The 11,546-nt window shown below is 72.7% G+C and carries 9 protein-coding genes and 1 tRNA gene; 8 read left to right on the top strand and 2 right to left on the bottom strand.

The genetic code is table 11. The features are described from left to right. The first annotated feature begins 67 nt into the window (after positions 1-67). From ACPPVT_RS12025 to selA, 6 genes are all read left to right on the top strand, one after another. Positions 68-161: transfer RNA gene (locus tag ACPPVT_RS12025), tRNA-Sec, on the top strand. A 61-nt stretch (positions 162-222) separates the two neighbouring features. Next, positions 223-2,019, top strand: coding sequence for a selenocysteine-specific translation elongation factor (gene selB, locus ACPPVT_RS12020; protein ID WP_426567143.1), 1,797 nt, complete (start codon positions 223-225; stop codon positions 2,017-2,019). Then, a complete protein-coding gene (locus ACPPVT_RS12015; RefSeq protein WP_426560511.1) occupies positions 2,016-2,498 on the top strand; it encodes a DUF5709 domain-containing protein in 483 nt (160 codons plus the stop codon). Before selB ends, ACPPVT_RS12015 begins: the two co-directional genes overlap by 4 nt. 119 nt (positions 2,499-2,617) lie before the next feature. Next, the gene (locus ACPPVT_RS12010) at positions 2,618-2,911 is read left to right on the top strand and encodes a Fe-S cluster assembly protein HesB (protein WP_426560509.1); all 294 of its coding nucleotides are present in this window, start codon (positions 2,618-2,620) and stop codon (positions 2,909-2,911) included. A 33-nt stretch (positions 2,912-2,944) separates the two neighbouring features. Further along, positions 2,945-3,727, top strand: a complete 783-nt coding sequence (locus ACPPVT_RS12005) for an SDR family NAD(P)-dependent oxidoreductase (protein ID WP_426560507.1) — start codon at positions 2,945-2,947, stop codon at positions 3,725-3,727. Between the two features lie 9 nt (positions 3,728-3,736). After that, on the top strand, positions 3,737-5,068 hold the full coding sequence (selA, locus tag ACPPVT_RS12000) for an L-seryl-tRNA(Sec) selenium transferase (RefSeq protein ID WP_426560505.1): 1,332 nt from the start codon (positions 3,737-3,739) through the stop codon (positions 5,066-5,068). A gap of 173 nt (positions 5,069-5,241) precedes the next feature. On the opposite strand, the gene ACPPVT_RS11995 is transcribed toward selA, so the two are convergent. Beyond that, entirely contained in the window at positions 5,242-6,879 is a 1,638-nt protein-coding gene (locus ACPPVT_RS11995) for an ABC-F family ATP-binding cassette domain-containing protein (protein ID WP_426560504.1), read from the bottom strand. Positions 6,880-7,030: 151 nt separating this feature from the next. On the opposite strand from ACPPVT_RS11995, the gene ACPPVT_RS11990 reads away from it, so the two are divergent. Both ACPPVT_RS11990 and ACPPVT_RS11985 read left to right on the top strand, forming a co-directional pair. Next, positions 7,031-7,984: an acyl-ACP desaturase gene (locus tag ACPPVT_RS11990; RefSeq protein ID WP_426560502.1), complete on the top strand. Its 954-nt coding sequence runs from the start codon at positions 7,031-7,033 to the stop codon at positions 7,982-7,984. Positions 7,985-8,027: 43 nt separating this feature from the next. After that, the gene (locus tag ACPPVT_RS11985) at positions 8,028-9,374 is read left to right on the top strand and encodes an MFS transporter (RefSeq protein ID WP_426560500.1); all 1,347 of its coding nucleotides are present in this window, start codon (positions 8,028-8,030) and stop codon (positions 9,372-9,374) included. Here ACPPVT_RS11985 and ACPPVT_RS11980 read toward each other — a convergent pair. Further along, positions 9,371-11,503 (bottom strand): RecQ family ATP-dependent DNA helicase, encoded by a 2,133-nt coding sequence (locus ACPPVT_RS11980; protein ID WP_426560497.1) that lies wholly within the window; start codon positions 11,501-11,503, stop codon positions 9,371-9,373. The genes ACPPVT_RS11985 and ACPPVT_RS11980 overlap by 4 nt on opposite strands. Positions 11,504-11,546: the final 43 nt, after the last annotated feature.

Genomic DNA, 11,546 nt, shown 5'->3' with positions numbered 1-11,546 from the left:
CCGTCCCAGGGAGGCTGTCGTCCGAGTAGCCTCGGGCCGCCGGGTCCCAGCCGCTGCTGTGGCGCGGGGAGGCGTCTGGGTACCTGGTGGTCCCCGCGGTCTTCAACACCGACGAGACCGAGTATCTCGGTCTGGCGGGTTCGATTCCCGTCCGCCTCCGCGCCCCTCAGTCGCGACGCCTGCCGCAGTGCGGTTGTGCCCGCCTGGCAGGCTGGGACCGTGATGCACGTGCTGGCCACCGCGGGCCACGTCGACCACGGCAAGTCGTCCCTGGTCCGTGCTCTGACCGGGCAGGAGCCCGACCGGTACGCCGAGGAGCAGCGCCGCGGCCTGACGATCGACCTGGGTTTCGTCTGGACCACCTTGGATGACCAGACGATCGCCTTCGTCGACGTGCCCGGCCACGAGCGGTTCGTGCCGACCATGCTGGCCGGGCTGGGCCCGGTGCCGGCCGTCGTGCTGGTGGTGGCGGCGGACGGTGGGTGGATGCCGCAGACCCAGGAGCACCTGGACGCCATCGAGGCACTCGGCGTCCGGCACGGCGTCGTGGTGGTCTCACGCAGCGACCTGGCGGACCCCGGCCCGGTCGGGCAGGACGTGCGGGATCGGCTGCGGCACACCGGTTTGGCGAGTGCTGAGCTGGTCAGCGCCAGTGCACGGACCGGTGCCGGGCTGGACAGCGTGCGCGCCGCGATCCTGCGGCTGGTGCGCAGCCTGCCGCAGCCGGCGAAGGACGCGCCGGTCCGGCTCTGGGTGGACCGTTCGTTCACCATCCGGGGCGCGGGCACCGTCGTCACGGGCACCCTGTCGGCCGGCACCATCCGGCAGGGCGACCTGCTCGAGCTGGACGACGGGACGACGGCGACGGTGCGCGGGCTGCAGAGCCTGGAGCAGCAGCACGCGCAGGTGCCGGCCGTGGCGCGGGTCGCGGTCAACCTGCGCGGGGTGGCCCGCGAAAGGGTGAGCCGCGGCGACGCGCTGGTCAGCCCGGACGCGTTCTGGCGCACCGAGATCGTCGACGTCCGCTGCTCGGCGACACCCGACCGAGCGCCGTCCACCGCCGTGCTGCACGTGGGCTCGGCTCAGGTCACGGTTCACGTCCGGCCGCTCGGCGAGGACCTGTGGCGACTACGCCTCGAGCGCCCGCTCCGACTGCACCTCGGGGACGCCGGGCTGCTGCGCGACCCCGGGCAGCGTCGGGTGCTCACCGGCGTCCGGGTCCTGGACGTCGACCCGCCGAGCCTGCGTCGGCGCGGTGCGGCCAAGGTCCGTGCGATCGAGCTGGCGAGGGCGACGGGCGACGCGGACGTCGAGCAGGAGGTCCAGCGTCGGGGCGTGGTCTCCGGCGCGCACCTGCTGGCGATGGGCGTTCCAGCGGCCGCACTCGAAGCGCACGGTGCCGTCGGCGAGTGGCTGGTGCACGACGGGCTCGCCGAACGGCTGTCCGGCAGGCTCAGCGAGCTCGTGGCCCAGCACGACGCGCAGCATCCACTGGACCGCGGGCTCCCCCTGGAGTCGGCCCGCGCCGAGCTGTCCTTGCCGTCCGTGCAGGTCGTCCCGCAGCTGGTCCGGCCACCGCTGACCATCACTCGGGGTCGGGTGCTGCGCGGGGGTGACGACCCGCAGCACCTGCCCGACGACGTCGCCAGCGCCGTCCGTCAGCTGGTGACCGAGCTGGACCTGGCGTCCGAGCCCGTGCCAGCTGCCTCCGGGCAACGGCTGACCGAGCTGGGGTTGGGCCGTCGCGAGGTCGCAGCCGCGGTGCGCACCGGTCACCTGGTGGACTGCGGCGGTGGCGTCCTGCTGACCCCGGACGCGGTGGACCGCGCCGTCCGGCTGCTGGCAGCCCTGGACCCGCCGTTCGCGGTGGCCGCGGCGCGTGACGTCTGGCAGACCTCGCGACGGGTCGCCGTGCCGCTGCTGGAGCTGCTCGACCAGCGGTCGCTGACCGTCCGCGACGACGAAGGTCTGCGGGTGCTCGCGCAAACTCCGGCCAGTGGTGGCAGGCTCGGGACATGACCGATCAGCCGGACAGCGAGGTCGACAGCAGCGGCGTGTTCAGCGTGGACGACGAGGACCAGCCGGGGGCCGAGGACAACCTGGACGACCGGGGCCTGGTGGACCCGCTGGACGAGGGCTACAGCCCGCCGGAGAAACCGCGAGGGGTGAACGCGTTCGGCACCACCTTCGAGGAGGCTCGCCGCGGCGAGAGTCTCGAGCAACGGATGGCTCAGGAGGAGCCGGACCCGAACGCCGCGTTCGACGACCCGCTCGCGGACGAACCCGGCGACCGGGACGACCCCGACGCGGTCGACGACTGGGACGACGGATTCGCCGGCGACGATGAGGTCGGCGACCAGCGCGCCGGCCGGCTGGTGGACCTCGACGAGGGCGTCCGGGAGGACTCCGAGAAGGACATGGTCGGCTGGGACGCGGGCATCGACGGCGCCGGCGCGTCCGCCGAGGAGGCCGCGGTGCACATCGTCGACGAGCCCTGAGGTCGCGTCGGCACGACACGCCCGGGACTGAGCACGGCTGCGGAACTTCGGTTTGACTGCCGCTGGGCCAGCGTGGTCAGGGTGGAGGGTCCGAAGGATCCCGATCGACAGGAGCGAGCATGCTCACCTTGACCGATCAGGCTGTGGACGTCGTCCGCGGCCTCACCCAGAGCCCCGAGGCATCGAACCACGCAGGACTGCGCCTGGCCCCGGGCGAGCAGGGCTTGGAGCTCAGCGTCGTGGACGCGGCTGCACCGGGCGACGACGTGATCGAGGCCGGTGGTGTGCAGGTGTACCTGGAGAAGCAGGCCTCCGCGCTGCTGGAGGACCAGACGCTGGACGCGAACGTGGACGGCGGCCAGGTGTCGTTCTTCCTGGCCGCACCCGCCGGAGGCAGGGCACCCGGGGCCTGAGCGGTTGCGCCGGTCCGGCCATAGGCTTCGGACATGACTGCTGACGCCTCTCACGCCGGGCCGGCGCGCACCCGCACGAGACCGCTGGCCGTCGTGACCGGAGCCAGCAGCGGTATCGGCGCGGCGACCGTCCGCCGACTTGCTGCCGAGGGGTACGACGTGGTGGCAGCCGCTCGCCGCCGGGCCCGGCTGGACGAGCTCGCCGCAGAGCTCGAGAGCGTCCGGGCGGTGACCCTGGACGTCACCGACGACGCCTCGGTGGCGGCTCTTGCCGAGGACCTCACCGATGTAGCGGTCCTGGTCAACAACGCCGGCGGGGCGTTCGGCATGGACGAGGTCGCCACGTCCGACGTCGAGGACTGGCGCCGGATGTACGACGTGAACGTGCTGGGTTCGGTCCGCATGGTCAAGGCGTTGCTGCCGGCCCTGCAGGCCGGTTCCGGCGGGCACGTGGTGGTCACCGGCTCGATCGCCGGCCATCTGGCGTACGAGAAGGGCGGCGGCTACGTCGCCGCGAAGCATGCCGAGTCGGCACTGGCACAGACGCTCCGGCTCGAGCTCAACGGCCGACCGGTGCGGGTCAGCGAGATCGCCCCGGGCATGGTGCGCACCGACGAGTTCTCGCTGGTGCGCTTCGACGGCGACCAGGCCGCTGCCGACGCCGTCTACGCGGGCGTCGAGGCACCGTTGACCGCTGAGGACATCGCAGACACGATCGCGTACGTGGTGACCCGTCCCCCGCACGTCAACATCGATCTCCTGGTGGTCAAACCGCTGGCCCAGGCCGCGCCGCACAAGGTGCACCGGACCAGCTAGGCCGCCGGGATGCCCACCGCCGCAACGAGTCACGACCCCCGTCGTCACGTTCCCCGTACCGACCGGCTGCTGGCCGACGAGCGGTTGGCCGAGCCGATCAACCGCCTCGGCCCCGCGCTGGTGAAGGCCGCCGTCGTCAGCGCCCAGGAGCGGGTCCGAACCGGCGGGCTCACTGCGGAGACGGTGGTCGAGGCCGTGCTGGAGTCGTTGCCTGCCAACGCCAGTGGGCTCGTTCCGGTGATCAACGCGACCGGCGTCCTGCTGCACACCAACCTGGGTCGCGCCGCCCTGTCGTCGGCGGCGGTGGACGCTGTGGCGGCGGCGGCCGGGCCCACCGACGTCGAGTTCGACCGGTCCACCGGTGAGCGAGCCCGACGCGGCCGCGGGGCCCTGGCCGCCCTCGCCGAGGCCGTGCCGGAGGCCGGCGCGGTGCACGTGGTGAACAACGGAGCCGCCGCGCTGGTGCTGGCGGCCACCGCCCTCGCCGCCGGCCGCGAGATCCTCATCTCGCGCGGTGAGATGGTGGAGATCGGTGACGGCTTCCGCCTGCCCGACCTGCTGGGCTCCACCGGTGCCCGGCTGCGTGAGGTCGGCACCACCAACCGGACGACGCTGAAGGACTACCTGGACGCGGTGGGGGAGCAGACCGGGATGGTGCTCAAGGTGCACCCGTCGAACTTCGTGGTGCGGGGCTTCACGGCGAATGCGTCCGTTGCTGAGCTGGCGGCCGCACTCGGCCCGCTCGGGGTGCCGCTGGTCGCCGACCTCGGTTCCGGACTGCTGCGGCCGCACCGGCTGCTGCCGGACGAGCCGGACGCTGCCACTGCGCTGCGCGACGGAGCCGACCTGGTCACCGGCAGCGGGGACAAGCTGCTGGGTGGTCCGCAGGCGGGGCTGATGCTGGGGCGCGTCGAGCTCGTCGAGAGCCTCCGACGCCATCCGCTGGCGCGGGCGCTGCGCGTGGACAAGCTCACGCTCGCCGCGCTCGAGGCCACGGTCCGCGGCCCTGCGACACCCGTGATCCGGGCGTTGGAGGCGGACGCCGAGCAGCTGCGCCGACGGGCCGAGGCAGTCGTGGAGTCCTTGCGGCAGAGCGGGATACCGGCGCAGGCGGTGCCGTGCACGGCCAGGGTCGGTGCTGGCGGCGCGCCGGAGCTGGCCCTGCCGAGCTGGGCCGTTCGGCTGCCTGCCGAGCACAGCGGATCCCTGCGACGCGCCGCCACGCCCGTGGTCGGACGGGTCGAGGGCGGCGCACTGCTGCTGGACCTGAGGTCGGTTCCCGCAGCGCAGGACGAGTCGCTGACGGCCGCCGTCCGCTCGACCTGCGCGGACCCGACCTGACCGCGGACCCGACCTGACCGCGGACCCGACCTGACCGCCAACGGCCTCGCTGTCGGACCGCAGCACCGTGGTGTCGGCGGCCTGGTAGTACCTGTGCTGGTCCGAACGTCGCCGTGCGACCGCACCGCAGCGCACCGCCCAGGACTGACCGTCCCGAGCTGGTCAGCGTCGGGTCACGACTCGGTCAGCCGGCCGGCGTCCAGCGCCCAGTGCCGGGTCGAGCGCACGGTGGCCAGCATGCGCCGGTCGTGGGTGACCAGCAGAACGGTGCCGCTGAAGGACTCCAGCGCCTGCTCGAGCTGCTCGATGGCGGGCAGGTCGAGGTGGTTGGTGGGCTCGTCGAGGACGAGCAGGTTGACCCCGCGTGCTTGCAGCAGTGCCAGCGCCGCCCGGGTGCGCTCACCGGGGGAGAGGGTCTCGCACGCCCGCAGCACGTGCTCGGAGCCCAGGCCGAACTTCGCCAGCAGAGTGCGCACCTCGGCCGTCGGCCAGTCCGGTAGGTGCGAGCCGAAACGGTGCAGCAGCAGGTCCGGGCCGTCGAACGCGGCTCGCGCCTGGTCGACCTCGCCCACCAGCACGCCCGAGCCCAGTGAGACGCTGCCCTCGTCCGCGACCACCCGCCCGAGCAGCAGCGCGAGCAGCGTGGACTTGCCCGAGCCGTTCGGTCCGGTGACGACGACCCGGTCGGCCCAGTCCAGCTGCAGGTCCACCGGTCCCAGCGTGAAGCCGTCCCGCCGGACGACGGCGCCACGGGCCACTGCCACGACTGCACCGGAGCGTCCGGCCGCAGCGATGTCCAGCTGGAGCTGCCACTCCTTGCGGGGCTCCTCGACCACCTCGAGCCGCTCGATCAGGCGGTCCGTCTGCTTGGCCTTCGCCGCCTGCTTCTGGGCTGTCTCCCGGTTGTGGTGGATGACGTTCTTGTCGCCGTCGGTGGCCTTGCGCAAGGCGTTCCGGGTGCCCTTGTCGGCCCAGGCACGCTGGGTCCGGGCGCGTTCGGAGAGCCGACCGACCGTCGCGTCGTAGTCCTCGAACGCCTCTCGGGCGTGCCGACGAGCGACCTCCCGCTCACGCAGGTAGTCGTCGTAGCCGCCACCGAAGACCCCGACCTGCTGCTGGGCGAGGTCGAGCTCGACCACCTGGTTGACCGTGCGGGCCAGGAACTCCCGGTCGTGGCTGACCAGCACCACCGGCGCGCGCACGGAGCGGACGAAGCGCTCGAGCTGCTCCAGGCCCGCCAGGTCCAGGTCGTTGGTGGGCTCGTCGAGCAGGTACGCGTCGTACCGGGACAGCAGCAGGCAGGCCAGGCCCGCCCGTGCCGCCTCACCACCGGACAGCGTGCTGGTCAGCGCATCCAGCCGGACGCCGAGCCCGACCTCCTCAGCCACCGCCTCGGCCCGCTCGTCCAGATCGGCCCCGCCCAGGTGCAGCCACACCTCGAGCGCGTCGGCGTACTCGTCGTCCGCGCCCGGCAGGCTCTGGGTGAGGGCTTCGGTGGCGGCGTCCAGCCGCTGCTGGGCGGCGAGGACGCCGGTGCGGCGGTGCGCGAGGTCGCGCACGGACTCACCTGGGCGGCGGTCCGCCTCCTGCGGCAGGTAGCCGGGCTGGGCGGCCGGCGGAGACAGGGTGAGCCGCCCGGACTCCGGCCGGTCGATCCCGGCGAGCAGCCGCAGCAGGGTGGACTTGCCCGCCCCGTTCGGCCCGACGAGCCCGACGACGTCCCCCGGGCCGACCACCAGGTCGAGGCCGCTGAACAGCGATCGAGCGCCGTGCCCGGCGGCGAGGTCGCGGGCGAGGATCGTGGCGCTCATGGTGTTGACGCTATCGACACCGTGCGTGACAGTCGTGTGAATTCGCGGTGAGTGTCGCGCGCCACGCCGGGTTGGGCTGGACCTGAGGCCGGGTAGCGGGCACACTAACTTACGCAAGCGTAGGTTACGGCAACGTAGGGTGGTGCCTCTCATGAAGGAACTCACGCAGCTGCAGCTGCTCCAAGAACTGGAGCCGATCGTCGAGCGCGAGCTCGAGCGGCACCTTGGCGCCGCCAAGGAGTGGTTCCCGCACGAGTACGTGCCGTGGAGCGAGGGCAGCAACTACGACGGCATCTTCGATGGCGAGCCCTGGACGCAGGAGCAGTCCAAGATGAGCCCGACGGCGCGCACTGCGCTGATCGTCAACCTGCTCACCGAGGACAACCTGCCCAGCTACCACCGCGAGATCTCCGACACCTTCGGCCGTGACGGCGCCTGGGGCACCTGGGTCGACCGATGGACGGCTGAGGAGGGGCGGCACGGCATCGCGCTGCGCGACTACCTGCTGGTCACCCGCGCGGTCGACCCCAAGCAGCTCGAGCGCGAGCGGATGATGCACATGGGGCAGGGCTTCGAGCAGGACCACGACGAGATGCTCCGCTCGGTCGCCTACGTGTCCTTCCAGGAGCTCGCCACGCGCATCTCGCACCGCAACACCGGCAAGTACACCCAGGATCCGTACTGCGAGCAGATGCTGGCCCGCATCGCCCAGGACGAGAACCTGCACATGGTCTTCTACCGCAACCTGCTCGCCGGGGCGCTGGAGATCGCCCCCGACCAGACGCTGCAGGCCGTGCGCGACGTGGTCTCGACGTTCCAGATGCCTGGCCACACCATCGAGGACTTCGGACGTCGGTCGGTGCAGATCGCGATGGCCGGCATCTACGACCTGCGGATCCACAAGGACGAGGTGCTCGCCCCGGTGCTGCGCACCTGGAAGGTGTGGGACCGCGAGGGCCTGACCACTGAGGGCGAGAAGGCGCGCGAGGAGCTCGCCGGCCTGCTCGACCAGCTGGAGGAGGCCGCGGTCCGCTTCGAGGACAAGCGCGACACCTACCTGGCCCGGCAGGCGGCTCGAGGGCACGTCGTCGAGCGCGTCGGCTGAGCCGACCGCTGCACGACCCCCACCCACGCGGGAGGATGCTCGCGTGACCTCGTCCACGACCACCGCGACGATCCCTCGCGGCGCGTTCTTGGTCTGGGGTGCTGGTCTGCTGGCGTACGTCATCGCGGTGCTGCAACGCACCTCGCTCGGCGTCGCGGGCATCTCGGCCGCTGAGCGGTTCGACGCTTCGGCGAGCGCGTTGGCGACCTTCGCCGTGCTGCAGCTGCTGGTGTACGCGAGCCTGCAGATCCCGGTGGGAGTGGCGCTGGACCGGTTCGGGTCCAAGCGGCTCATCGTGCTCGGCGGCCTGGTCATGTCCGCCGGCCAGGCGTTGCTCGCGGTGTCCACGACCATGCCCGGCGCGATCACCGCGCGAGTGCTGGTCGGTGCCGGTGACGCCATGACCTTCGTCTGCGTGCTGCGGCTCGTCGTGGCCTGGTTCCCGGCGCGGCTGAACCCGTTGATGACCCAGCTCACCGGGCTGACCGGACAGCTCGGCCAGATCCTCAGCGCGATCCCGCTGGTGTGGCTGCTGCACGGCCCCGGCTGGACGCCGACGTACCTGGTGGCGGCCACGGCCGGGGTGGTGGTCACCGTGCTGGCGTTCGCGTTCGTCCGCGACACCCCGCCCGGCTCCGGACCGCTGCGCCGTTCGCCCAGCATGCATGAGGTCCGGCGGCAGCTGGTGGCCGCGTTCGGGCACCCCGGGACGCGGCTGGGATTGTTCACCCACTTCACGACCCAGTTCTCCGGCACCGTGTTCGCGCTGCTGTGGGGGTTCCCGTTCCTGGTCTCCGGGGAAGGGCAGTCGCCGCGAGTGGCCAGCGCCCTGATGACGGTGTTCGTGCTGGCCGCCATCGCGGCGGGCCCGATCTTCGGACGACTGGTGGCCCGCCACCCGCTGCGCCGTTCCTGGCTGGTACTGGGCATCGTGGCGATCACGGTGGTGGCCTGGACGTCCGTGCTGGCGTGGCCGGGACGTGCGCCGCTGTGGCTGCTGCTGTTCCTGGTCGGCGCCTTGGCGATCGGTGGTCCCGGGTCGATGATCGGCTTCGACTTCGCGCGGACGTTCAACCCGGCCGCCCGGCTGGGCAGCGCCACCGGGATCGTCAACATCGGTGGCTTCGTGGCGTCTTTGCTCACGATCCTCGGCGTCGGCCTGGTGCTGGACGCCGTGTCGCCCGCCGGCGGCGGCGCCGGCCGCGCAGCCACCTACGACCTGTCGTCGTTCAAGCTCGCCTGGTGCGTGCAGTACGTCATCTGGGGCTTCGGGGTCACCGGGATCCTGGTGACCCGACGCAAGGTCCGCCGCCGGTTGGCGCAGTCCGGAGTCGTGGTCCCGCCCATCCGCGAGGCCATCGCCCGGCGGCGAGGCCGACCGCGGCACTAGCCCGCCGCCGCGAGCGCGAGCGGGAGCACCTCGTCAGCGCCCGCCTCGCGCAGCGCCGCGGCACAGGTGGTCATCGTCCACCGGGAGTCGACGAGGTCGTCCACCAGCAGGATCGGGCCGTCCAGCTCGACCAGCCGCTCGCGCACCGAGTCCGGTACGACGATCCGGCCCCACACCCCGGCCAGTCGAAACGCGCTGTTCCCGCCCGGCTCGCCGGTCGGTCCGCCGTCGAGCAGCTCGAGCGTGCCCAAGAGCGGCAGCCGCCCGACCTCGGCGAGGTGGTCCGCGACCGACCCGACCAGCTTTGGCCTGCGCCTGGAGGGGATCGCGACGACGGCCACCGGTCGCTGCTCCCAGCGCCAGTCCCGCAGCACTGCCACCACCGCCTGCCGGAGCCCTTCGGGTGCCGGGCCGTCCGCGGCGTCCAGCACCTCGCGGACGCGTTGCCCCCACCCGAGGTCGGTCAGCCTGGCGACGGCCCGGCCGGACAGCGGCCGCTGCTCAGCGGCTATCCGTCCGCTGACCGGAACGCCCAGGCGCGCCATGCCGCTCGGCCACTGGGCGCGTGGTTCGATCTCCACTCCCACCCGGGACAGCTGCTCGTCGGCACGCTCGCGCGCGTCGGTGGGCAGGTCGGTCGGGTACCAGCCGCCGGCGCACCGGTCGCACCGCCCGCAGGGTGCGGCGGTGTCGTCGTCCAGCGACTCCTGCAGGAACGCCATCCGGCACTGCTCTGTGCTCTCGTAGTCGAGCATGAGCTGCTGCTCGCGGCGGCGGGCGGCGTCCACCCGGTCGTAGCGTTCCTCATCGTAGGACCAGTCGGCACCGGTCGCCGTCCAGCCACCCTGCACCCGCGAGAGCGCGCCGTCGACGTCCAGCACCTTGAGCAGCAGCTCGAGCCTGGTGCGTCGCACGTCGACCACGGTCTCGAGTGCGGCGGTGGACATCGCCGACCCGCTGGCGCGCAGCGTGCCCAGCACGGCGGCGGCGTCCTCGCGGCGCGGCATGGAGGCGCTGGCGAAGTACCGCCAGATGTCCACGTCCTCGCGACCCGGCAGGAGCAGCACGTCGGCGCGCTCGGTGGCTCGTCCAGCTCGGCCGACCTGCTGGTAGTACGCGATCGGCGAGCTCGGTGCTCCGACATGCACGACGAAGCCGAGGTCTGGCTTGTCGAAGCCCATGCCCAGGGCGCTGGTGGCCACCAGCGCCTTGACCTCGTTGCGGCGCAGCAGGTCCTCGGCCTCGACGCGGTCACCCGGGTCGGTGCGGCCGGTGTAGGACTGCACCTGGTGCCCGGAGGCGCGTAACAGCGCCGCGAGGTCCTCTGCGGCGGACACGGTGAGGGTGTAGATGATGCCGCTGCCCGGCAGCTCGTGCAGATGGGCGACCAGCCAGGCGAGCCGGTCCTGCGCGGTCGGGAGCCGGAGCACGCCGAGCCGCAGGCTCTGTCGGGCCAGCGGACCGCGCAGGGTCAGGACGTCATGCCCGCCTGCGCCGAGCTGCTCACCGACGTCCTGGACCACCCGGGCGTTGGCCGTCGCGGTGGTCGCGAGCACCGGCGTCCCGTCGGGCAGGGTGGTCAACAGGTCACGGATCCGGCGGTAGTCCGGGCGGAAGTCATGCCCCCAGTCGCTGATGCAGTGCGCCTCGTCCACCACCAGCAGCCCGCAGCGGGCGGCCAGGTCGGGCAGCTGCTCGGATCGGAAGCGGGGGTTGTTCAGCCGCTCGGGGCTGACCAGCAGCACGTCGACCTCGTCCGCCGCCAGCTGTGCGCTGACCTCGCCCCAGCTCTCGGCGTTTCCCGAGTTCATCGTCACGGCCCGCACCCCGGCGCGAGCGGCAGCGGCCACCTGGTCGCGCATCAGGGCGAGCAGCGGCGAGACGATCAGCGTGGGGCCGGCTCCCTGCGCGCGGCGCAGCGCGGTGGCCACGAAGTAGACCGCGGACTTGCCCCACCCGGTCCGCTGCACGACGAGCACCCGGCGTCGTTCGCTGACCAGCGCGCGGATCGCCTCGAGCTGCCCGTCCCGGAAGGTGGCGTCGGGGCGCCCGACGAGGGTAGCCAGGACGCGCTGCGCATCCTGCTCGAGGGTCTCGTCGCCGGCGGTCGTCGGGGTCCATGAGGTCACCGTGGCACCGTACGCGACGCGGCCGACACCGCTGGCCGGCCGT

It is taken from the genome of Angustibacter sp. McL0619 (genome assembly GCF_049994355.1).
GTDB lineage: Bacteria > Actinomycetota > Actinomycetes > Actinomycetales > Angustibacteraceae > Angustibacter.
Note: the sequence above shows the minus strand (reverse complement) of the source record. Positions and strands in the feature narration are given on the sequence as shown.